The sequence below is a fragment of the Phreatobacter sp. AB_2022a genome (assembly GCF_026847585.1).
Lineage (GTDB): Bacteria > Pseudomonadota > Alphaproteobacteria > Rhizobiales > Phreatobacteraceae > Phreatobacter.
The window spans coordinates 21,291-43,300 of the sequence record NZ_JAPSET010000042.1 but is presented as its reverse complement, the minus strand read 5'-3'; the positions used below and the strand labels follow the sequence as shown (position 1 = coordinate 43,300).

Sequence of the window (22,010 nt, the reverse complement as noted above, 5' to 3'; positions counted from 1 at the left end):
ATCGTTTCCGCCGCACAGCAGGCGCCTCTGCGCCATCGCGATTCCCCCGCCCAACCGACAGGGCGGGAGGCATGTTGCGACTGCGGCTCTCAGAGGAAACCGATCGAGATCCACGGCACGGCCGCCACGATGACGAGGCCGACCAGGAGCGCGATCATGTAGCCGACGATCGGCCGCATGCCCTCGTCGGGGTGGATGCGGCTGATCGCGCAGGCCGCGTAGTAGCCGACACCGAAGGGCGGCGCGAAGAGGCCGACGCCCATCGCCAGGATGACGACCATCGCATAGTGCACCTCGTGGACGCCGACCTGCCGGGCGATCGGGAACAGCAGAGGGCCGAAGAGCACGATCGCCGGGATGCCCTCCAGAACCGAGCCGAGCACGATGAAGGCAATGATCGAGACGGCGAGGAATGTCGGCACGCCGCCGGGCAGGCTCTTCATGATCTCGGCCAGGGCGGTGGAGAAGCCGGACTGCGTCAGCGCCCAGGCCATGCCGGTGGCGGCCCCGATGATCAGCAGGATCGCGCCGGAGAGCGAGGCCGTGTCGAGCAGCATCGGATAGAGCCGCTTCCAGTCGAACTGGCGATAGACCAGGAGACCTGCGATCGCGGCATAGGCGATGCCGATGGTCGAGACCTCGGTCGCGGTCGCGACGCCCTCGATGACCGCAGCCCGGATGATGAAGGGCAAGGCGATGGCTGGAAGCGCGATCAGGAAGGCCTTGCCGATCTCCGCGCCCGACGCACGGCGGACCGCGGAGAGGTCCTCGTTACGGTAGCGCCACCAGACGAGCGCCGCGAGCGTCAGGCCAAGCACGAGACCGGGCAGGAGGCCGCCGGTGAAGAGCGCCGCGATCGAGACACCAGTCACCGAACCGATCGTGATGAGCACCAGCGAAGGCGGGATCGTCTCGGTCTGAGCGCCGGTCGCCGACAGCAGGGCGACGAGGTCGCCGGGCTTGGCGCCCCGCTGCTTCATCTCGGGAAAGAGCACGGGGGCGACCGCCGCCATGTCGGCCGCCTTCGAGCCCGAAATGCCCGAGACGAGATACATGGCGCCGATCAGCACGTAGGAGAGGCCGCCGCGAACATGGCCGAGCAGGCTTGCGAGGAAACCGACCATGGCGCGCGCCATGCCCGTCATCTCGATGAGCAGGCCGAGGAAGACGAACAGCGGCACCGCGAGCAGGATCAGATGGCTCATGCCTTCGTCCATCCGGCCGATGATCACGACCGTCGGGGTCGACGTGGTGAGCGCGAGGTAGGCGAAGGTGGCGAGGCCGAACGCGAACGCGATCGGCACCCCGAGCAGCACCATCGCACCGACGCCGCCGACGAAGAAGACGAGCAGGTTCCAGTTGCCGAGCCCGCCGAGAGAGGGGCCGATCAACGCCGTCAGCGCGATGACCACGCCCGTCATGCCGACGGCGAGCCCGGCGTCGCGCAGGTCTCCGACGCGGCAGAGCTGGACGAGAGCGACGAGCAGCATCAGTCCGATTCCGACCGGCAGGGCGGCTGCCCGCCAGGAATTGGCGATCTCGAGGGCGGGCGTCGTGACGTAGACCTCGTCGGCGGCAAATTCGATGGCCGGGTGGAGGACGAGCGCCAGGAAGGCGACCGCCGCCGCGATGGCGACGAGGTCGAGGACGCCGCGCATCCCGGGCGACAGCTTGCCGACGACGGCGGTCATGCGCATGTGCTCGCCGCGCCGCAGCGCCACCACCGACCCCAGCATGGCAAGCCACAGGAACAGGATCGAGGCGAGTTCGTCCGACCAGATCAGCGGCTCGTGCAGGACGTAGCGCCAGACGACGCCCATGAACAGGACGACGACCTCGGCGAGGACGAGCAACGCAGCCGGTATCTCCACGAGCAGGCCGACGCTACGGTCGAGCTTCGCCGGCCAGCCTGGATGCGGAATACGCAATGAACCGGCACCATGGGCGGCGCCGGCTGCTGTCGGATCGTTTGCCATCCGGATTTCCTCTCCTGTCGGTTTTTGCTTTCCGGCCGGAGCGGCCCGGCCGGTTGTCGTCCTTTCGCGGTACGGTTCGGACATGCTGGTTGCTGGGCGGGGCGGCCGCGCCCAGACGATCGGCCGGAGCGGCGGCTCAGCCGAGCTTGCCGGACACCTTCTCGAGCAGGTCCCAGGCCTGGGCGCCGTATTTCTGCTTCCACCCCGCGTAGAAGCTGGTGCCGGCGAGCGCCCTGCGGAACGCGTCCTGCTGAACGTCGACGAAGGCGATGCCCTTGCCCTGCAGATCGCTCTTCAGGCTGTCGCTGAGGCTGGCGATGTCGGCACGCTGGTCGAGCGCGGACCGGTCGAGCTCGCGGGTGATGACGGCCTGGAGATCGCCGGGCAGCCTGGCGAAGGCCCGCTTGTTGCCGAGCACCCAATAGCCGTCCCAGACATGGCCGGTGAGGCTGCAGGTCTTCTGGACCTCGTAGAGCCGCGTCGTCGCGATGATGGCGAGCGGGTTCTCCTGGCCCTCGACGACCTTGGTCTGGAGCGAGGAATAGAGTTCGTTGAAGTTGATCGGGGAAGGCGCGGCGTCGAGCGCCTTGAAGAGCGAGGTCAGGGCGGGCGCCGGCGGCACGCGCAGCTTGAAGCCGTTGAGGTCCGCCGGACCCTTGATCTCGCGGGTCGAGGAGGTGATGTGCCGGAAGCCGTTGTCCCAGATGCGCGAGACGGTGAAGATCGGCGTCTTGGCGATCTGCTCGCGGATATGCGCGCCGAGCTCGCCGTCCATCGCTGCCCAGACCTGCTCGTAGTTCTTGAAGGCGAAGCCGAGGCTGGTGATCCCGGACAGCGGCACGAAGGTCGCCAGGATCAGGGACGAGAGATTGAAGAAATCGACCGAGCCGTTGCGGACCTGAGTCAGAAGATCGGTGTCGGAGCCGAGCTGGTTCGCGGGGAACAGCTTGATCTCGACCCGGCCTGCCGTGGCCTCGCGGATCCGGTTCAGCGCCTCCTGGGCCCGGATGTTGACCGGATGGGTCGGATCCTGGCCCGTCGCATATTTGAGCTCGAACTCCGCGGCGCCGGCCGGCCATTTCAGGATCGTCACGAGCGGGACGGCGGCGGCGCCGGCCACGAGGCTGCGGCGGGTCGGAGCGAAGCGGATCCTTGTCACGATGTCCTCCTTGAGTGTGTTGCGCCGGAAAGGGCTCAGGCGGTGCCGTTGAGGGCGCGGTAGGCGCGGATCACCTGGCTGTCGTCGGCAGCCCCGTCGCCGCGGCCCGACGTCGAGGTGAAGAGCTGGTGCGCAAGCGCGGCCAGGGGCAGCGCGGCCTTGGTCTCGCGGCCCGCTTCGAGCACGATGTCGAGATCCTTGACGAAGATGTCGACGGCGCTCGTCACCTCCGGCTCGGGCTCGAGCATGCGCGGGCCGCGATCCCTCAGCATCCAGCTGCCGGCCGCGGTGCCGGTCAGGATGTCGAGCATCGTCCTCGTGTCGACGCCGACGCGCTCGGCGAGGGCGAGCGCCTCGGCCGCGGCGGCGATATGCACGCCGCACAGCAGCTGGTTGACCGTCTTGACGGTCGCGCCCTGCCCCGGCCTGTCGCCGACCTGCAGGGTCCGGCTGCCCATGGCCTCGAGGACCGGCCGCACGGCCGCAAAGGTTTCGGCCGGAGCCGCGGCCATGACGGTGAGCGAACCCACCATCGCTCCGACGACGCCGCCGGAGACGGGGGAATCGACGAAGCGCCTGCCGGTCCGGGCGACCCGCTCGGCGATCGTCTGGACCCGTTTCGGCGGACAGGTCGCCATCAGGCAGACGATCGCCTCCGGCGGCGCAGCCGCGATGGCGTTTTCGTCGAAGAGAACGGCCTCGGCCTGCTGGGCGTTGACGACCATCAGAACGATGGCATCGGCGCCGCGGAAGGCGTCCTGAACGGAGCCGCAGGGCGTGCCGCCTGCGGCCTCGAGGTCGGCGAGGCCGGCCGGGTTCAGATCGAACCCCCGGACCGTCAGGCCGGCTTTGACAAGGTTTCGGGCCATCGGCCGCCCCATGGCGCCGAGCCCGACGAAGGCGATGTTTTTCATTGCAGTTCGTCCCGGTCGGGCAGCGGCGCCTAGAGCCAGCCCTTGATCGCTCTCGTCACGGCCGCGGTGGAGAGGCCGTACTGGTCGTGCAGCGTCGGAAGCGCCCCGGCTTCGAGGAATTGGTCGGGAAGGCCGATCTGGCGGAAGGCGGCCGGCCGGACGTTGGAGCGCATCAGCGTGGCGGCCACGGCTTCGCCCAGGCCGCCGATCACCGTGTGGTTCTCGGCGACCACGACGAGCCGCCCGCCCTTGCCGCATTCGGCCAGGATCGTCGCCTCATCCAGCGGCTTGATGGTCGGGACATGCAGCACGGCGGCTTCGACGCCGTCCTTTCTGAGTGCCTCGGCCGCCTCCAGCGCCCGCATGGTCATCAGGCCGGAGGCGATGATCAGCGTGTCGCGCCCGTCGCGGATGAGCTTTGCCTTGCCGAGCTCGAACCTGTAGCCGTAGTCGTCGAGCACGCACGGCACGTTGCCGCGCAGAAGCCGCATGTAGACCGGCCCCTTGTGCGCCGACATGGCCGGCACCGCCTGCTCGATCTCATGCGCGTCGCAGGGATCGATGATGGTCAGGTTGGGCATGCCCCGGAACATCGCGATGTCCTCGGTCGCCTGGTGGCTCGGGCCGTAGCCGGTGGTCAGCCCGGGCAGCGCGCAGACGATCTTCACGTCCAGCATCTCCTCGGCGATCGCGAGGCAGATGAAATCGTAGGCGCGGCGCGAGGCGAAGACGGCATAGGTCGTCGCCCAGGCCTGGAAGCCCTCGCGCGCCATGCCGGCCGCGGCCATCATGAGCAGCTGCTCGGCCATGCCCATCTGGTAGAACCGATCCGGATGGGCATCGCGGAAGATGTGCAGGTCGGTATATTTGGCGAGATCCGCCGAGAGCCCGACGATGCGGTTGTTCGTCTCCGCGAGTTTCGCCAGCGCGTGGCCGAAGGGCGCCGGCTTCGTCTTCTGGCCGGCCCCGGCGATGGACGCGATCATGGCCGAGGTCGTCAGCCGCGGCTTGTCGCTGCCGCCGGCGCCAAGATGAGCCGGCCGGATATATTTCGAGCGCCTCATTGTGCCACTCCCGCGTCGATGATGGTGATGGCCTCGGCCCACTCGTCCGGCTCCACGCGCAGGAAGTGGTTCCGTTCGCGGGCCTCGAGGAAGGGGACGCCCTTCGCCATCCTGGTGTCGCAGATGATGATCCGGGGCTGCGCGGCCCGGTGATTCCGCGCCGCGTCGAAAGCGCGGACCAGGGCGTCGATGTCGTTGCCGTCGACGCGCTGCGCGAACCAGCCGAAGGCCTCGAATTTCGGCACCAGCGGCTCGAAATTCATGACGCCCGTCGAAGGCCCGTCCGCCTGCATCTGGTTGACGTCGACAATGCCGATCAGGTTGTCGAGCTTGTGGGAGCCGGCCGACATTGCCGCTTCCCAGGTCGAGCCTTCGTCGAGTTCGCCGTCCGAGAAGAGAGTGTAGACGAAGGCTTGCGAGCTCTTGCGCTTCAGCGCGAGGCACATCCCAACCGCGATGCCGAGCCCGTGGCCGAGCGAGCCGCCGGTGATCTCCATCCCGGGCGTATAGGCGGCCATGCCGGACATTGGCAGGCGGCTGTCGTCGCCGCCGTAGGTCTCGAGCTCGTCCTCGGGCAGGATCTTTGCCTCGATCAGCGCCGCGTAGAGCGCGATGGCATAGTGACCGATCGAGAGCAGGAAGCGGTCGCGCCCCTCCCATTCGGGGTCTTCGGGCCGGTAGCTGGTGGCGTGGAAATACGACACCGCGAGGATGTCGGCGACACCGAGCGCCTGCGCGATGTAGCCCTGGCCCTGGACCTCGCCCATGCGCAGGGCATGGCGCCGGATGCGCCGCGCCCGCTCGGCCAAGGTCACATTGTGACCGATGTCGGTCATGTCTCAGTCTCCCTTGCTCAGATCGGATGCGGATCGCGCTGCGACCGGCTGGCCGCCCCGGCACACGGTCGGGCCGGAGGCAGCCTATGCCGCCGGTGGGACCGCACGTGGTCTGCGGCGCCGCCGGAACCGGCCGCTGTTGGCCGGCGTCTTGGAGGAGCGCTCGCCCTCGGAAGGGGAAGCGCCCGGCAGGACTCAATGGATCAGCATCCCGCCATTCACATCGATGGTCGCGCCGGTGACGTAGGCCGAGAGGCCCGAAGCCAGGAACAGGCCGATGCCCGCGACATCCCGGGCATCGCCGAGGCGGTTCAGCGGAATGCCCTTGAGGATGTCCTGCTTCATCTCGTCGGAGAGCTTGCCGGCGGTGATGTCCGTCTGGATCAGGCCTGGCGCGATCGAATTCACGCGAATGCCGAAGGGTCCGAGTTCGCGTGCCATGGCACGGGCAAGGCCGAGCACGCCCGCCTTCGCCGCGCTGTAGTGCGGACCGCCGAAGACGCCGCCGCCGCGCTGTGCCGAGACCGACGACATGCAGATGATCGAGCCGCCGCCGCCCGCCTTCATGGCGGGGATGGTGGCCTGGCTCATGTAGAGCGTCCCGCGCAGGCTGACATCCGTGACGGCTTCGTAGTCGCCGGCGGTGATGTCGAGCGTCTTGATCGGCTGGGTAATGCCGGCATTGTTCACCAGGACGTCGATACGGCCGAAATCCGCCAGCGCCCGTTCGACCGCCTCTTCGCATGCGGTCTTGTCGGTGACGTTGCAGCCATAGCCCCGATGGCAGGGGCCAATGGCCGCCGCGGCGGCAGCGGCCGCGCCTTCGTCGAGGTCGAGGATCGCGACCTTCGCGCCGTGCTCGGCAAAAAGCCCGGCGGTGGCGCGGCCAAGTCCGCGCTCCGACGCAGCGCCGGTGATCAGGCAGATCTTGCCTTCGAGCAACATGGTCGTTCCTCCCTGTCCCGCTTCGCCGTGGCTTGCGCGATCTCTGGTGGCAGGAAGCTGATCCATTGAGAGCGAGAGCTCAAACGAATAAAAGAGCCCTATCGATGAGTTGTGCTCACCTGACTAGAATTGCGATGCGAAGGCTGCCCGCGCTGAAGTCGATCCAATGTTTCGAGGCGGCCTCCCGTCTCGGCTCCTTTGCGGCGGCGGCCGAGGAACTGCTGGTGACGCCATCGGCCGTGAGTCATCAGATCCGCGCGCTGGAGCGGGAGGTTGGTCTGCCGCTGTTCCACCGCATCCACCGCTCGATCGTGCTGACCGATGCCGGGCGCCGCTATGCCGAGCAGGTGGCCGAAGCCTTCGGAATCATCGAGGCGGCGACGCACAGCATCGACCGTACCGGCAAGGCCGACATCCTGACCATCCATTCGGTGCCGAGCTTCGCGACGCAATGGCTGATGCCGCGCCTGTCGCGCTACAGCGCGCTCCACCCCGATGTCGACGTGCGCCTGAACGCATCGGTGGACCGTGTCGATCTCGCCGCCGGCGAAGCCGATTTCGCCATCCGCTACGGCACGGTCTTTCCGGCATCGGGGGTCGAGGTGATCCCCTTTCCGGAAGAAACGATCGTGGTGCTGTGCGCGCCGGGGCTGGCGGGCGGCGAGAAGCCGCTCCGCGTGCCGGAAGATCTGCGCGACCACACATTGATCTTTTCCGAGGTGAACCTCGTGTCCTGGCGCGACTGGCTGGATCGGATGGGGGTGCGCGGCATCGCGACCGATCGCGGGCCCCGCTTCGATCGCTCGTTCATGGCGATCAGCGCCGCCGTCGACGGCATCGGCGTCGGGCTGGAGAGCCGCCTGCTCATCCAGCGGGAGCTGGAGACGGGGCGGCTCGTCCTGCCCTTCGGCATGATGGGGCCGCGTCTCGTCTGCCACCACCTTCTCTTCCTCAGGTCGAAGGCGCATATCCCCAAGATCAAGGCGTTCCGGGAATGGCTGGCTGCGGAGCTGGCCGGAGCCGTGATGTGACGTGACGGCGGGACCGGCCGCGGCGCTCGGCCATCGGCCACCGGCCCGTGACCAGCACCCTGATGACCGCTTTTGGCACCGTGGCTGGCGATAGCGCGACAGCGCCGCACCACGCCGCTTGTGCCTCGGGCAGCGCGCCGTACGGCTGCCAGAGGCGCTCGTCGAATGTGAAAGGCCGCTTCTGGACGATCGAGATTTGGGCGGCCTCTGGATGGAGCGGATTGATCAGGGGGTTGGAATTTTCCGCAATGATGAAAGACGGAACCTTGAGCAAGAGGAACTGCTGGAGCCGCCGCGGCTCGACGGCCGGCCCGAACAGGTCACGGTGCGTTTGAACCCGCCGGATCATCACGGGAATGCGGCGCAGCTCGCCGGATCCTGACCGCCGGGCCCGAGCGAGCGGAACAGGTCGAACTGCGAGAACAGCGCGGCGAGGCCGCCGGTATGGATCATCGCGGCCGCTTCGCCGGCCGGCAGGGCGCCCTGGGTCGAGAGCGCGAGAAAGGCGGCGAAGGTCTTGGCCGTGTAGGTATGCTCGAGCAGGATGCCCTCGGTGCGTGCGAGCGTCAGGATCGCCCGCTCGGCTTCGGCGGTCGGCTCGCCGTAGCCCGCGCCCAGCCAGTCCATGTGACAGGTGACGCCGAGCGTCGCGAAGGCCGGCACGGCGAAGCCGGTGTGGCGGGCGAGCCCGTCATAGATCAACTGCGTGCGGGCGACGAGCTCGGCCTCCTCGTATTCGACGCTGACGAGATGCACGGCGAAGGGATTGCCGAGCAGGGCATTGCCGAAGATGAACCCCGCTTCGGTCGGCCCCATCGAGCCGGCGAGAAAGACGTGCCGCAAGGCGAGGCCGGCGGCATGGGTCTGGTTCCACAGCTCCTCGGCGGCAAGGACATAGCCGAGCGCGCCGACCACGGCGTCGCCGACCAGATAGGGCCGGCGACCGGCCGCCTTGAGCTCCTGCGCCGCCCGCCGCATCGCTGCGCCGCGCTCGTCCTCGCCGACCGGGCCGAGAAAACGCAGCTCGGCGCCGAACAGCCGGTTGAGGAATGCCCGGTCGCGGCTCGCCGCGTCGGCCGGCGCGTTGTGGAAGACCACGCAGTCGAGCCCGACCATGGCCGCCACCGCCGCCGTCAGGCGGCAGAGATTGGACATGGCGCCGCCGGCGACCAGCAGCATGTCGGCGCCCTCGGCGAACGCTGCGCCGAGCCAGAATTCCAGGCTGCGCAGCTTGTTGCCACCGAGCGCCATGTCCATCTGGTCGTCGCGCTTCAGATAGAGCCCGGCCCGCCCGGTCCGGGCTTCCAGGCGGTTCAGCCGCTGCAGCGGCGTCGCCGTCTCGAGCAGCCGGTGGCGCGGATCGTTCAGGTGAATCATGGCGGCCCTGACGTCGGAAACGACGGCGATCGTAGGGATGTCGGCGCGCGCCGGCGGTTCCGGGCGAATACGGATGGTAGCCGCGGCCGGGGCGGATCAGGGACGAACACCGACCCGGCGCGCCACCGCCTCGATCTCATTGGTCCAGATGCCGCCGCCATAGCCGCGCGGCAGGCGCTCCACATCCTCAGGCAGGTCGAGGCCGGCCGCGGCGCCATGACCGCGACCATGGAACGGCCCCAGCACGTAGACCTGGCTGCCGGCCCGCTCGAACCGGTTGAGAAAACGGTTCGGCCAGCCCCAGAGCCAGGGCGCTACATTGATCGGGACGAGCACGATCGTGTCGCGGCAGGCCTGCGGCATCAGTCCGCTCCAGCCATAGGCGACGTAACGGAACAGGCATTGCCGCAGGTCGCGCTCGGACATGACGCGCGTCGTCGGCGAAAGCCGCTTGATGACATCCATCACCGCGCCGTCGCCGTAGACCATCAGAAGGTCGCGCCGCTCCGGCGGCAGCCGGCCCAGAACGGCGGCCAGCTGCTTGCCCTCCCCGGCATCCCGGCTCTTGATGTTGATCAGGAAGCGCCGGTCCGGAAAGGCCTGGAGCACCTCGTCGAGGCTCGGCATCTGACCGACGGCCTTGCCGCGGAAGGGAAAGCTGCGCCCGCCGTCGGCAGTATAGCCGTAGCCGATATCCAGCGCCTTCAGCTCGGCCAGCGAATGGTCGCGCGTCACGCCTTGCCCATTGGTGCGGCAATCGAGTGTCCAGTCATGGAATACGACGAAGGCGCCATCCGTGGTCGGATGAATGTCGAGCTCGTTGATGTCGGCGCCGGCATCGAACGAGGCGCGCAGCGAGGCGATGGTGTTTTCGAGATATCCGTGCGTCGGCGTGAAGATGCGCCGGGCCGTGCAGGTGTCGCGCCCGACGCCTTCCGGCGCAAAGCGCTGCGCGATGCCGCGATGGGCGAGCAGCACGGGCCGGCCGGGCTCCCGGCCTGCAAGGAGGCTCGTATTATTGGCATAGACCAGCGCGCCGAAGACGGCGGCCAGGAGGGCGTAACGCGGCAAAGGGCGCATCGGGATTCCGGCGGCTATCTTGTTCCCGCTATTGGGAGCAGACATGTCATGTTCCCAAATTTGGGAACAAAAATGGCGAACCACTGCAGGCCGGACCGACGGGGATGTTCAGCCGACCGTGTCCGGGAGGCCCGGGACGGGCTCCCACAATTCGATCGGATTGCCCTCCGGGTCGTGGATGCGGCAGAACCGGCCAACCTCCGAATCCCATTCGGCCCGCGTCTCCACGGCGATGCCCGCGGCGGCGAGCCTGGCCATCATCGCGTCGAGATCATCGACCCGGAAATTGACCATCCACTGCTGGCTGTCCCGGCCGAAATAGGCTGTGTCGACGGCGAATGGTGCGAAGACGGTGGGTCCGGCGGCCTGATGCCAGGCGCTTCGGGCGATATCGTCGATGCCGAGATGGGTCTCGTACCACTGCGCCAGCGCCTTCGGATCGCGGGCCCTGAAGAACAGCCCGCCAATGCCGGTCACCTTGGCCATGATCAGGTCTCCCATGGCTGCCGATGCCACGATCATACCGGCCCCGGCGCCCGCTGCCGCGCGAACGGCCAACGGCCAATTGTCGCATCGGCATGCGCCCTGCCTCGAAAGACGCCCTTGCTCTCCGGCCGCAGGCGGACGACCCTGGCCACGGCAATGCGAAGGAGACGGCCGATGGCGACGTTCAAGGCGGTGGTGGTGACCAAGGGCGAAGCCGGCACGACGGCCGCGCTGTCGACCTTCGACGATGCCGATCTCATGGACGGCGACGTGACCGTGCGCGTCTCCCATTCCACGCTGAACTACAAGGACGGGCTGGCGCTGACCGGCAAGGCGCCAGTGGTCAGGCGCTTTCCAATGATCCCCGGCATCGATTTCGCCGGCATCGTCGAGACGTCGAGCCACAGCGATTTCAAGCCGGGCGACGCCGTCCTGCTCAATGGCTGGGGCACCGGCGAGACTCATCTCGGCGCCTATGCCGAGCGCACCCGGGTCAAGGGCGATTGGCTGGTGCCCCTGCCGGCCGGCCTGTCCGCCGCCGAGGCCATGGCGATCGGCACGGCCGGCTATACCGCCATGCTCTGCGTGATGGCGCTGCAGCGCCATGGCATCGGTCCGGAGCGCGGCCCGGTCGTGGTGACCGGCGCGTCCGGCGGCGTCGGCTCGGTGGCCACCGCCCTGCTCGCCAAGCGCGGCTACCAGGTGATCGCCTCGACCGGCCGGTCCCAGGAGGCCGACTATCTGAAAGGCCTCGGCGCCGTCGAGATCATCAGCCGCGACGAGCTGTCCGGCCCGGCCAAGCCGCTCGCCAAGGAGCGCTGGGCCGGCGGCGTCGATTCGGTCGGCTCGCACACCCTCGCAAATGTCCTCTCCATGACCCGCTATGGCGGCGCCGTGGCCGCCTGCGGGCTCGCCCAGGGCATGGACCTGCCGACCACGGTCGCGCCCTTCATCCTGCGCGGCGTCTCGCTGCTCGGCATCGATTCTGTCATGGCGCCGAAGGCGCTGCGGCTCGATGCCTGGGCGCAGCTCGCGCGCGACCTCGACCGTGACAAGCTGGCCGCCATGACCACCACCATTCCGCTGGAAGCTGTGATCGAGGCCGGCGAGGCGATCCTCTCGGGGCGCGTGCGCGGCCGGGTGGTCGTCACGATTGATTGAGGCGCCAGGCCCGGAACGGCCTGGCGTCCTTGCCGGTTGACGTTCCAAGGAAATCTTGCCCGTTGCGGCGGGCAGGCTGAGGAGAAGGACATGTCCGCCTGTCGTTTCCCACGGGTTCTGCTGCTGGCATCGGCGCTGGGCATCGGCCTCGCGGCCCTCGCCGGGGCGCCCCGCCCCGCCGCCGCCCAGGTGCGCATTCCCGGCGACCCCGCCTCGCCCGGCGGCCCGCTCGGCCTGCCGCTGGGCAGCGGCGATCCGCAGCAGCAGATCCAGCAGCAGCAATTGCAGCTCCAGCAGCAGCAGCGCGAGCGCGACCGGCAGTTCCAACAGCAGCAGCAGATCCAGCGTCAGCAGACCCAGGATCTCGAGCGCTGGCGGCGCAGCCAGCAATTGCAGCAGCGCGAGCGCATGGTCCGCCCGCCGCCGGCGATGCAGCCGGTCCAGGGCCCGCGCGTCGTCCAGCCCCCGCCCGGCCCGCCGCCCCGCCAGACGGACGAGGATCGCGGCGATTGCCGCGTCGTCGAGCGGCGCCAGCGCGGCGAGGTCGTGCGCCGGCAGGAATGCCGCGTCTGCGATCCGCCCGGCGAGAATTACGGCATCATCGTCGAGGATCGCCGCTCGCGCTGCCGGGTCATCTCCCGGCCCGTCGGCTAAGCCGCTGGCGGCGCGAACGAAAGGTTGATCCCGGCCGGGGATGGTTGTCGTGTCGTAAACCAGTCATCATGCATGCGGGACTTGCGAGATCCGCATGACACGAACGCGCCTCATCATTCTCGGCATTGCCAGCGCCCTGATCGCGTGCACCGCGCTCACGACCTACTGGCTGAACCGGCCGACCACGGTGACCTTTGCCGTCGGTCCGGCCGGCTCCGAGGCCGCGCGGCTGGTCGATGCCCTGCGCCTTGCCCTGCAGCGCGAGCGCTCCAGCGTTCGCCTGAAACTCGCCCCTTCGGACTCGCCGAGCGACAGCGCGGCGCGGATCGACCGTGAGGAGGCCGATTTCGCCATCGTCCGCGCCGACATCGCCTTCCCGCCTTCGGCGCTGACGGTCGCCGTCTGGCAGCGCAATCCCGTCGTTCTCGCGGCGCCGTCCAGCTCCGGCATCGAACGCTGGACCGATCTGCCCGGCCGGAGCGTCGGCGTCGTCGGGCGCGGCACCGGCGCCAATATCCGCCTCGTCGAGACGATCCTGCGCGAGCACGGCATCCAGATCGCCAGCGTCCGCCTCGTCGACATCCAGCCTTGGGAGGCCGGCGAAGCCTTCAAGAAGCAGCGGATCCAGGCCCTCGTGACGGTCGGGCCGGCCGCCGCCAAGCCGGTAGCCGATGCGATGGCCGGCCTGTTTCGCGAAGCCCCCGGCGGCCAGGTGACGCTGGTGCCGATCCGCGAGGCCGAGGCCATGGCCGAACGGGTGTTCTTCCTCGAATCGATCGACGTCGTCGCCGGCTCGTTCGGATCGAATCCGCCACGTCCGCCGGAAAGCTATCCGACCCTCGGCGTCGTCCACTATCTCGTCGCCCGGCGCGGCCTGCCCGACGCCATCGTCGCCGAATTCACCCAGCAGCTCTTCACCTTGCGGCCGGCGCTCGCGACCCAGCATCCGGTCGCCTACCGCATCGAGGTGCCCGAGACCGACAAGGGCTCGTCCGTGCAGGTCCATCCCGGTGCGCTCGGCTATCTCACCGGCGAGCAGAAGACCTTCCTGGAACGCTACAGCGAGGTGCTCTATCTCGCCATCTTCGTCGTCTCGCTCGGCGGCTCGGCCATGGCAGCGCTCGCCAGCTATTTCGGCTTCGGCCGCCGCGAGCCGGATCCCGGCCGGCTGCCCGAAGTGCTGCATCTCCTGCGCGGCGTCCGCGCCACCGACGATCCCGACGAGCTCGACGCCATCGCGCAGCGGGCCGACGACATCTTCGTCGAGGCCATCGAGCGGTCCAAGGAGCCGGACTTCGACGAGGGCCGATTCGCCACGCTGACGCTGGCGCTGGACCGGCTGAACGCAGCGCTCGCCGATCGCCGGCGAGCCCTCGCGATGCAGGCGGACTATGGCGAGGAACAGGATCCGGGGCCGGCCGAAAGCCGCAGCTTCGCCTCGCGGGGGTGACGTGACCACCCGGCGGCGCTATAGCTTCGGGCCTTGAGGAAGGAGGGCCTCCGTGGCACTGGCGAAGACTGATCAATCACCGACCGCGATCGAGGAGGCCTGCATTGCCAAGGGCATGCGGATGACCGACCAGCGGCGGGTGATCGCACGCGTCATCGCCTCGGCCGCCGACCATCCCGACGTGGAGGAACTGCACCGGCGGGCGAACGCCATCGACACCAATATTTCGCTGTCGACGGTCTATCGCACGGTCAAGCTTTTCGAAGATTCCGGCATCATCACGCGCCACGCCTTCGGCGACGGCCGGGCGCGCTACGAGACCATTCCCGAGGAGCATCACGATCACCTGATCGACCTCAGGACCGGCCGGGTCGTCGAGTTCCAGTCCGAGGAGATCGAGCGCCTGCAATCCGAGATTGCGCGCAAGCTCGGCTACAAGCTGGTCGACCATCGCCTCGAGCTCTATTGCGTGCCTCTCGATGACGAGCACTGACCTGTCGTCCGTGCCGCCACCGGTCGACAAGTTCGGCCGGGACGGGTCGAGCCCCTTCGATACCGTGCGGGCGGTCATCTGGCTCGGCATCGTCGTCGCCGCGGCCGCGGTGCTGCTGCCGCTTCAGATGCTCGCCCACGCCCTCAAGCTGCCGGCGCGTCAGACCATTCCCATGCTGTTCCACCGCGTGGTGCTGCATGCGGTCGGCGCCAAGGTGACGGTGCGTGGTGAACCGACCACCCACCGGCCGGTGCTCTATGTGCCGAACCATGTCTCCTGGCTCGACATCATGGTGCTCGGCTCGATGGCCCCTGTATCCTTCGTCGCCAAGTCGGAAGTCGCCGGCTGGCCGGTCTTCGGCTATCTCGCCAAATTGCAGCGCTCCATCTTCGTCGACCGCGAGCGCCGGCACACGACCTCGAAGACCGCCGACGAAATGGTCGAGCGCATGCGCGAGGGCGAGCCGGTGGTGCTCTTCGCCGAAGGCACGTCTTCCGACGGCAACCGCATCCTGAAATTCCGCGGTGCCCTCATCGGCGCGGCCGAAACGCTGGCCCGCGCCACCGGCGAGAACGTCTGGATCCAGCCGATCGCCCTCGCCTACCGGCGCATCAACGGCCTGCCCGCCGGCCGCCAGCACCGCCCGCGCATGTCCTGGGTCGGCGATATCGCCATGGTGCCCCATGCCTGGGGGCTGCTGAAGGATGGTGCGGTCGACATCGACGTCATCTTCGGCAATCCCGTGCCGTTCGATCCCAATGCCGACCGCAAGGCGATCGCCCAATATCTGGAGGCGCGGGTGCGCAGCCTGCATGCGGCCGCGCTCACCGGCAAGGACGACAGCCTGCCGCCGCTCGCCTCGCTCTGAGGCTCAGGCAAATCCCGCACGCGCCAGAGCCGCATCGAGCGCCGCCGGCGGCACGGGCATGATCCCGGGCATCGCGGTCCAGACGAGCCAGGCCTCGATCGGCCGGTCGGGATGGATCTCGGCCAGCAAGGCCCGATAGAGCGCGAGCTGCGCGATATAGGCCTCCGGCACTTCGCCGAGGGTCTGCGGCGCGGGGTCGTTGGTCTTGAAATCGGCTATGACGATGCGCTCGCGTTCGATCACCAGCCGGTCGATCTGGCCGGAGACCGGCCGGCCCGCGAGGCGGCCGGCGATCGGCACCTCGGCACGGCTCGTGGCGGCGAACAGCGGCTGAAAGCGTGGATCGGCGAGGATCGCGGCGACCCGCTCGGCGATCGCCCCGCGGTCGGCCGCATCGAGCGAAGCCTGCCGGGCAAGAAAGCGCGCTGCGGCCTCGGCGCGCTTGTCCGGCGCGACGTCGGGCAGCGACTGCAGCAGCCTGTGGGTGAGCGTGCCGCGCGCCCGGGCGGCTTCCCGGGCGGTGACCGCAGCCGCGGCGAAGGGCTGGTGCCTGGCTTCGCCAAGGCTGGACGGCGTCACCGGCCGCGGCGGCGGCAGCACGGCCGGCGCCGGCCTTCTGAGCCATTCCGGTTCCACCGGCGGCGCCGGCGGCACGCCGGCCGCGGCCGGCGCCTCGATCGGCTCCGCTGCGCCATGCAGCCAGCGCTTGACCACGCCCTCGCCGTCATCGGCCGGCGCATCGATGGCGGCCTCGCTGAGCGCTCCGGCGATCAGGTCGTACCAGACATCGCTCGCGCCACGCGTCGGCCGCGCGCCGCAGACGATCAGCTTGTCGGCGGCGCGCGTCATCGCGACATAGAGCAGCCGCCTGTATTCCTCCGCCTGGCGGTCGCGATGGTGCTCGCGCGCCGCGGCGATGGCGGCGGTGTCGGTCTTTTTCGACGGTGACCAGACGATCTGCGGCGGCGTGCCGGCAGGCGCGCCCTCCGGCACGATGCGGAACAGCTTCGGATCGAACTGGCCGCCCGGCTTGCTCATCGTGTCGGCGAGGAAGACGATGTCGGCTTCCAGGCCCTTCGCGCCGTGCACGGTCATCACCCGCACCTCGTCGCGGCCGAGATCCATGTCGCGCTTCACCTCGATGACGCTCGCCCGCATGGCGGTGAGGAAGCCGCGCAGGGTCGGGATCTCGGAGGCCTCGAAGGCGAGCGCCAGCGACAGGAATTCGTCGACCGCGTCGGCCGCCTCGAAGCCGAGCCGCGAGAGCAGGCGCAGCCGGCCGCCGTCGCGCGCCAGGACCTGGGCGTAGAAGCTTGCCGGCGTCAGCGCCAGCGCTTCGGTGCGCCAGCGCGCGAGTTGATCGGCATAGGGCTTGCCCGAAGCTTCGACCGCACGCCAGAGCGAGCCGGACCGGCGCGCCGCGAGCGCCAGCAGCTCGTCCTCGCCGATGCCGATCAGCGGGCTCTTCAGCACGGCCGCGAGCGCCAGGTCGTCGTCCGGCGTCAGCAGGCAATCGGCCAGCGCCATCAGGTCCATGACGGCGATATGTTCGCCCAGCACCAGCCGGTCCGCTCCAGCCACCGGGATGTTCTGGTTCTTCAGCGCGCGGATCACCTGGTCGAACAGCGCGCCGCGCCGCCGGACCAGGATCAGGATGTCGCCCGGCGCGATCGGCCGGTCCTTGTCAGGCAGGCGGTCGCGCCGGTCCAGCCACAGCCGGATATGGCCGGCGATCCGGCCGGCGAGCCGGGCCACCGGATCGTGGATCTCGACCGCGTCGAGCGGCGCGGTCCAGGGTGAGCGCTCTTCCGCATCCTGCTTTTCGACCGCCGGCCAGAGCTCCACGATCCCCGGTGCGAGATGGCGAGCGGCTTCATGCGCCGGCAAAGGACCTGTGTCGGCCGATAGTCCGCGCCGCGCCAACGGGTCGTCGAAAACCTTGTCCACCGCCGACAGGACGGCCGGCGTCGAGCGGAACGAGAAGTTGAGGCGCACCTGCTCGAAGGGCTTGCCGGCATTGTTGAACGCGGCGGAAAATTTCAGCCGCATGTCGGTGAACCAGGCGGGATCGGCGCCCTGGAACGAATAGATCGACTGCTTCTCGTCGCCGACCACGAACAGGGTGCGGCCGCCGCTGTCGCGCGCGCCTTCGCCGGCGGTGAATTCGGCGACCAGTGCGCTGATCAGCTCCCACTGGCCGGGGCTGGTGTCCTGCGCCTCGTCGACCAGGATATGGTCGATGCCCTGGTCCAGCTTGTAGAGGATCCAGCGCGCGTCGACCCGCGCGAACAGGGCTCGTGTCTTGCCCACGAGGTCGTCGAAATCGAGCGCGCCGCGGGCGGCCTTTTCCGCATCGACCCGTGCCAGCACCGCGCCGGCGAGCGTCATCAGCGCCGCTGTCCGATCGCGCAGGGCGGCCGCCTTGCGCCGCTCGATCAGCGCGCCCAGCCGCTGCTGCTCGGCATCGAGCCGGGCCGCCAGGGCCGGCTCCGCATCGCGGACTGCCTTGGTCAGGATGGTCTTTCGCGGGGTCCCGGCCTCGGTGAAGAAGATCGCCTTGTAATGGTCGAAGAACAGGTCCGGGTCCCGCGCGGCCAGCCGCAGGCGCTGGGCGAGGTCGCGCTCGGTCGCCTTGGTCGATACGGCTTCGAGCTGGGCGGCCACCGACGGCCATTCGGAGGGCGGCAGCAGCGCGGCACCCGTCAACTGGCGCCGGAGGCTGTCTTCCGTCTCGTCGGGTCCGATGCCGAGCGTCGCGCTCAGCGCCGCGATCGCCCGGTCGAGCGCGACATCATCGGTGAGCGCCTCGAGCCCGCCGTCGCGCGCCGCCACAGCCTCGGTCAGGAGCTCGCCGACCGTCTGGTCGGCAGCGGCCACCGACAGGAGCGCCAGCGCCCGGCCGAGCCGCCCCTCCGGCTCGGCCGCCGCCTTCAGCAGGGTCGCGAGCTTCGCCCGTTCGACCATGTCGGCCTTGGCCCGGTCGTCCATGACGGTGAACTGCGAAGCGACGTTCGCCTCGAACGGGAACTGGTGCAGCACCCGTTCGCAGAAGGCGTGAATGGTCTGCACCTTGAGGCCGCCGGGCGTCTCCAGGGCTTCGGCGAAAAGCCGGCGCGCGCGGACGAGCCGCTGCGGGCTGGGACGCCGCCCGTCCAGCTCGGCCAGCGCCGCGCCGAGCCGGGTATCGTCGAAGCCGGTCCATTCGCCCAGCATGGCGAAGACGCGGTTCGCCATGGTCGCCGCGGCCGCCTTGGTGAAGGTCAGGCACAGGATCGCGCCGGGCGGCGTTCCCTCGAGCATCAGCCGGACCACGCGCCGGGCGAGGACATAGGTCTTGCCCGATCCGGCATTGGCGGCGACCCAGGCCGAAAGGGACGGGTCGGACGCCTTGCGCTGGGCAGCGGAGGCGTCCGGCGGGGCGACGACGACGCGGCTCATTCGCCTGCCTCCCCGGAGGCGGCCGACCATTCCTTGACCCGCGCGAGATGGGCATAGTCGTTGGAGCGACCGCCGACGAATTGCGGGATGGCCCAGGAGAGATAGCCCTGGCGCGGATTTTCGAAGGCCGCGACCAGCGCCTTCAGCCGCGCCATGGTCTCGGCGACGAGCTCGTCCGGGCTCAGCTCGGTGATCCTGACGGGCAGGAATTCGCCGGCTGGGTCACGGCCGCCGAGCCGGGCATAGACGAGCGCGCCGACCGGCAGGTCCGGCGGAATGCCAGGGAAGCCTCCGGCCTTCATGATCGCCGCCTCCAGCGCGAGCTGCGGCGCGAGGCCCGACTGGACCTGGGCGGCGCTCGGCGGCAGGCCGGTCTTGTAGTCGACGATCTCGGCCATGCCGTCCTTGCGGATGTCGATGCGGTCGGCCGATGTGGTCAGCCGGAAGCGCCGGCCGGCCGGCGTCTCCCACTCGGCATGGCCCTTGATTTCGGCGTGCACCGCCTGGAGGTCGGCGCGCCGGGCCGCGTCCTCGGCGGCGAACCAGGCGGCGATGCGCAGGAATCGCGGCCACCACACCGCCCTGACGCTCGGATCGTCCCAATAGGGCGCGAAATGCGCGCGGCCGAGCGCGACGAGCCGCGCCACCGGATCGCCGACGAGCGCGCCGCGCTCCACCTCCTGGGTATAGGCGGCCAGCACCCCGTGAATGACCGTGCCGCGTTCCGCCGCCCCCGGCGCCTCGTCGAGGGCGGCCAGCGCGCGGAGCTTCAGGACGTGCTGGGCATAGATGGCATAGGGATCGCGCAGCCAGGTCTCGATCGCCGTGACCGAAAGCTGCGCCGGCCTCAGCTCCAGGGGCGGCGCCGGCGCCGGCCGGCCGATCGGGCGGATCGCCGCCGGCTGATCGAGCCGCTGGGCGAGCGCCAGCACCGCCGCGCCCCGGCCGACGAGCGTCTGCCAGGCCTCGGCGCCGATGACGGCGGCGAAGCGCTGCAGCCAGCGCGACCTGACCGTCGGCACGCCGCCGCTCTTGGCCGCGCGGGTCATGACGACGCGGCGGTTGCCGATGAGCTGGCAGAAGTCGTGCGCGGCGAGGCCGATGCGCCGCTCCGGCGGGTCGATGCCGAAGGCGCCGCGCATCGCCCGGTTGAGCCACGGGTCGAGCTTGGCCTCGCCCGGCCAGGACCCCTCCACCAGACCGGACAGGATGACGGTATCGGCCTCGAGCAGGCGCGCTTCCGGCAGGCCGAGCACGCGGATGCGCGCGCCGGGCCGGGCCGGCATCCGGATCGTCTCGGTGGCGATGAGCGCATCGAACGCGGCACCATAGTCGCGCGGCGCGATGGCGAAACCTTCGGCCGTGCCGCCGCTCGCCTTGGCGAGCAGGGCAGCGATCTCCTCGCCGCCGCCGGCCTCCGCCGCGAGGCCGAGGGCGTCGAGGCTCGCGGCATGGGCCGCCGCAAACTCCGCCAGGGGCGCTTCGCTCCGTTCCGCCAGGGCAGCAAGCGGCGCGAGCGCGACGATCACGCGTGCCAGCAGCGCGCGGCCGTCGGCAAGCGCCTGCGCGCCGACCCGGCTCGGCGCATCGGCCGCCGCCGGCGAGGCCGAAGGCTTGGCCGCGGCGAGGCGCGCGGCATAGCCGGCAAGACCGCCTGACGGCCGCAGGCCCCTGAGCGCGCGGAGTTCGATCGCCGCGATGGCCGCGGCGCGGCGCGGCGGATCGAGATCGTGATCGAGCGCGGGATGGCCGATCAGCGCGAGCAGCGTCGCCGGAGCGGGGTCGCCGAAGGCCAGCGCCGCGGCGAGCCGCGCGACAGTGGCCACCGCCGAGCCGGCCAGCGGCTGGCCGCCGGAATCGTCGACGGTCACGTTCCAGCGGGCCAGCTCGGCCAGCACGCGGCGGGCGAGCGCCCGGTCGGGCGTCACGACGGCCGCGCTCGCCTTCGGGTCCTCCGCGATCTCGCGCAAGGTCAGCGCGATGGCGAGCGCCTCGTCGCGTTCGTTGGCCGCGTCGATCACGGTCAGCCCGTCGAGCATGTCGGCGGTCGCGCGGAGATCGCTCTCGCCCCACAATTCGGTGGTGACCGCCGGCCGCATGACTTCCGACATCAGGCTTTCGCGGCCGTGGCGATCGGGTGGCAGCAGCGGCACGACCTCGTCCCGCGCGATGCCGACATGATCGATCAGCCGCTTGAGGCCGAACTGCGGATGGCCGTGCGCGACCGGGCCGGCGCTGCCGCCGATCGCCTCCCAGGAGGCGGCATCGAGCGTCTGATCAAGGCCCGGCAGGACCAGCGCGCCGCGCGGATGATGGGCGATCGCCTTCAGGAGGTCGCGTGTGGCAAGGATCGAGCCGGTCGAGCCGGCGGCGACGATCGGGCCGGGAGCGGCCGCGAGCCGGACCGTCTCTGCCGCGATCAGCCGGTCGCGCCGGACCGCCGGCTCCTCGAGGCCGTTGGCGGCCAGATGCGCTGGCCACGCCTCGGTCGCGATGGCCAGGAAGCTGCGCGTCATGCTCCAGAACGTGTCGAGCCCGGTCTCGACGATCCGGTCGAGATTGGACCAGGGCACACGCTCGGTCGCGACCTGGTCCATCAGGCGCATCAGGTCGGCGGCGAGCGCCAGGGCGTCGGCGGTCGAGGCCGAGACGATGAGCGGATCGGCGGCGGAGAGCTTCAGGACCGCGCGGTCGACGCTCGCCGCCCAGGCGCGCACCAGGCCGGCCAGCGTCAGGCGCCGGTCGAGCGCGCCCATGGCCGGGCCGATCGCTTCGATGCCGAGCGTCTCCAGGGGGTCGGGATCGGCGAAATCCCACTCGTCCTCGTCGATGTCGCCGATCGGCGCGATGCGCGGCAGGAGCATGGCCGTGCCGCCGGCGACGGCAAGGAAGGCCTCGTGCATGGCCCGGCAGGCACGCCGGTTGGGCAGCAGCACCGTACCCGCGGCGAGCGACAGGGGATCGGCCGGATCGGGCCAGCCGGCCACCACCCGGCCATCGAGGATCGCTGCGGCGAGGCTCTTCAGGTGCGGCCGGGAGGCGGGAATCGTCAGGACGTGCGGACGGGTCGGCATGTCC

General features: G+C 69.9%; 17 protein-coding genes. 6 read left to right on the top strand and 11 right to left on the bottom strand.

Annotated features, from left to right (window positions below; all coding sequences use genetic code 11):
• Positions 1-89: 89 nt before the first annotated feature.
• The 6 genes from OZ671_RS24610 to OZ671_RS24585 all read right to left on the bottom strand — a co-directional run bounded on the left by OZ671_RS24610 (position 90) and on the right by OZ671_RS24585 (position 6,894).
• Entirely contained in the window at positions 90-1,976 is a 1,887-nt protein-coding gene (locus OZ671_RS24610) for a TRAP transporter large permease (protein WP_268863166.1), read from the bottom strand.
• A gap of 136 nt (positions 1,977-2,112) precedes the next feature.
• A complete protein-coding gene (locus tag OZ671_RS24605) occupies positions 2,113-3,135 on the bottom strand; it encodes a TRAP transporter substrate-binding protein (RefSeq protein WP_268863165.1) in 1,023 nt (340 codons plus the stop codon).
• 35 nt (positions 3,136-3,170) lie between these two features.
• Positions 3,171-4,088: an NAD(P)-dependent oxidoreductase gene (locus OZ671_RS24600; protein WP_268863186.1), complete on the bottom strand. Its 918-nt coding sequence runs from the start codon at positions 4,086-4,088 to the stop codon at positions 3,171-3,173.
• A complete protein-coding gene (locus OZ671_RS24595) occupies positions 4,079-5,113 on the bottom strand; it encodes a transketolase family protein (protein ID WP_268863164.1) in 1,035 nt (344 codons plus the stop codon). The genes OZ671_RS24600 and OZ671_RS24595 overlap by 10 nt, the downstream gene beginning before the upstream one ends.
• Positions 5,110-5,949 (bottom strand): transketolase, encoded by an 840-nt coding sequence (locus tag OZ671_RS24590; protein WP_268863163.1) that lies wholly within the window; start codon positions 5,947-5,949, stop codon positions 5,110-5,112. Before OZ671_RS24590 ends, OZ671_RS24595 begins: the two co-directional genes overlap by 4 nt.
• Before the next feature lie 195 nt (positions 5,950-6,144).
• Positions 6,145-6,894: an SDR family NAD(P)-dependent oxidoreductase gene (locus OZ671_RS24585; RefSeq protein WP_268863162.1), complete on the bottom strand. Its 750-nt coding sequence runs from the start codon at positions 6,892-6,894 to the stop codon at positions 6,145-6,147.
• Positions 6,895-7,028: 134 nt separating this feature from the next.
• Between OZ671_RS24585 and gcvA the strand changes: the two genes are divergently transcribed.
• Positions 7,029-7,925, top strand: a complete 897-nt coding sequence (gene gcvA / locus OZ671_RS24580; protein ID WP_268863161.1) for a transcriptional regulator GcvA — start codon at positions 7,029-7,031, stop codon at positions 7,923-7,925.
• 348 nt (positions 7,926-8,273) lie between these two features.
• Here the strand turns inward: gcvA and OZ671_RS24575 are convergent, their stop codons facing one another.
• The 3 genes from OZ671_RS24575 to OZ671_RS24565 form a co-directional block, all read right to left on the bottom strand.
• Positions 8,274-9,302 carry a pyridoxal-phosphate dependent enzyme gene (locus tag OZ671_RS24575; RefSeq protein WP_268863160.1) on the bottom strand — a complete coding sequence of 343 codons (1,029 nt, stop codon included), beginning with the start codon at positions 9,300-9,302 and terminating at the stop codon, positions 8,274-8,276.
• 96 nt (positions 9,303-9,398) lie between these two features.
• Positions 9,399-10,382, bottom strand: a complete 984-nt coding sequence (locus OZ671_RS24570; protein ID WP_268863159.1) for a glycerophosphodiester phosphodiesterase family protein — start codon at positions 10,380-10,382, stop codon at positions 9,399-9,401.
• 108 nt (positions 10,383-10,490) lie between these two features.
• A complete protein-coding gene (locus OZ671_RS24565; RefSeq protein ID WP_268863158.1) occupies positions 10,491-10,868 on the bottom strand; it encodes a VOC family protein in 378 nt (125 codons plus the stop codon).
• A 174-nt stretch (positions 10,869-11,042) separates the two neighbouring features.
• On the opposite strand from OZ671_RS24565, the gene acuI reads away from it, so the two are divergent.
• From acuI to OZ671_RS24540, 5 genes are all read left to right on the top strand, one after another.
• A complete protein-coding gene (gene acuI, locus OZ671_RS24560; protein ID WP_268863157.1) occupies positions 11,043-12,029 on the top strand; it encodes an acrylyl-CoA reductase (NADPH) in 987 nt (328 codons plus the stop codon).
• 90 nt (positions 12,030-12,119) lie between these two features.
• Positions 12,120-12,683: a hypothetical protein gene (locus OZ671_RS24555; protein WP_268863156.1), complete on the top strand. Its 564-nt coding sequence runs from the start codon at positions 12,120-12,122 to the stop codon at positions 12,681-12,683.
• Positions 12,684-12,777: 94 nt separating this feature from the next.
• Positions 12,778-14,133: a TAXI family TRAP transporter solute-binding subunit gene (locus tag OZ671_RS24550; RefSeq protein ID WP_268863155.1), complete on the top strand. Its 1,356-nt coding sequence runs from the start codon at positions 12,778-12,780 to the stop codon at positions 14,131-14,133.
• Positions 14,134-14,248: 115 nt separating this feature from the next.
• Positions 14,249-14,626 carry a Fur family transcriptional regulator gene (locus OZ671_RS24545; protein WP_268863185.1) on the top strand — a complete coding sequence of 126 codons (378 nt, stop codon included), beginning with the start codon at positions 14,249-14,251 and terminating at the stop codon, positions 14,624-14,626.
• Entirely contained in the window at positions 14,613-15,494 is an 882-nt protein-coding gene (locus OZ671_RS24540) for a lysophospholipid acyltransferase family protein (protein WP_268863154.1), read from the top strand. Before OZ671_RS24545 ends, OZ671_RS24540 begins: the two co-directional genes overlap by 14 nt.
• Before the next feature lie 3 nt (positions 15,495-15,497).
• Here OZ671_RS24540 and addA read toward each other — a convergent pair whose 3' ends face one another.
• Both addA and addB read right to left on the bottom strand, forming a co-directional pair.
• Positions 15,498-18,932 carry a double-strand break repair helicase AddA gene (addA, locus tag OZ671_RS24535; RefSeq protein ID WP_268863153.1) on the bottom strand — a complete coding sequence of 1,145 codons (3,435 nt, stop codon included), beginning with the start codon at positions 18,930-18,932 and terminating at the stop codon, positions 15,498-15,500.
• Positions 18,929-22,006 carry a double-strand break repair protein AddB gene (gene addB / locus OZ671_RS24530; RefSeq protein ID WP_268863152.1) on the bottom strand — a complete coding sequence of 1,026 codons (3,078 nt, stop codon included), beginning with the start codon at positions 22,004-22,006 and terminating at the stop codon, positions 18,929-18,931. Before addB ends, addA begins: the two co-directional genes overlap by 4 nt.
• Between the last annotated feature and the right edge of the window lie 4 nt (positions 22,007-22,010).

Bases quoted from the DNA above. Each gene is read 5' to 3' on its own strand.
- OZ671_RS24610 (WP_268863166.1), bottom strand. From the start codon at position 1,976: ATGGCAAACGATCCGACAGCAGCCGGCGCCGCCCATGGTGCCGGTTCA.
- OZ671_RS24595 (WP_268863164.1), bottom strand. From the start codon at position 5,113: ATGAGGCGCTCGAAATATATCCGGCCGGCTCATCTTGGCGCCGGCGGC.
- OZ671_RS24590 (WP_268863163.1), bottom strand. From the start codon at position 5,949: ATGACCGACATCGGTCACAATGTGACCTTGGCCGAGCGGGCGCGGCGC.
- OZ671_RS24585 (WP_268863162.1), bottom strand. From the start codon at position 6,894: ATGTTGCTCGAAGGCAAGATCTGCCTGATCACCGGCGCTGCGTCGGAG.
- gcvA (WP_268863161.1), top strand. From the start codon at position 7,029: ATGCGAAGGCTGCCCGCGCTGAAGTCGATCCAATGTTTCGAGGCGGCC.
- OZ671_RS24575 (WP_268863160.1), bottom strand. From the start codon at position 9,302: ATGATTCACCTGAACGATCCGCGCCACCGGCTGCTCGAGACGGCGACG.
- OZ671_RS24570 (WP_268863159.1), bottom strand. From the start codon at position 10,382: ATGCGCCCTTTGCCGCGTTACGCCCTCCTGGCCGCCGTCTTCGGCGCG.
- OZ671_RS24565 (WP_268863158.1), bottom strand. From the start codon at position 10,868: ATGGCCAAGGTGACCGGCATTGGCGGGCTGTTCTTCAGGGCCCGCGAT.
- acuI (WP_268863157.1), top strand. From the start codon at position 11,043: ATGGCGACGTTCAAGGCGGTGGTGGTGACCAAGGGCGAAGCCGGCACG.
- OZ671_RS24555 (WP_268863156.1), top strand. From the start codon at position 12,120: ATGTCCGCCTGTCGTTTCCCACGGGTTCTGCTGCTGGCATCGGCGCTG.
- OZ671_RS24550 (WP_268863155.1), top strand. From the start codon at position 12,778: ATGACACGAACGCGCCTCATCATTCTCGGCATTGCCAGCGCCCTGATC.
- OZ671_RS24545 (WP_268863185.1), top strand. From the start codon at position 14,249: ATGCGGATGACCGACCAGCGGCGGGTGATCGCACGCGTCATCGCCTCG.
- OZ671_RS24540 (WP_268863154.1), top strand. From the start codon at position 14,613: ATGACGAGCACTGACCTGTCGTCCGTGCCGCCACCGGTCGACAAGTTC.
- addA (WP_268863153.1), bottom strand. From the start codon at position 18,932: ATGAGCCGCGTCGTCGTCGCCCCGCCGGACGCCTCCGCTGCCCAGCGC.
- addB (WP_268863152.1), bottom strand. From the start codon at position 22,006: ATGCCGACCCGTCCGCACGTCCTGACGATTCCCGCCTCCCGGCCGCAC.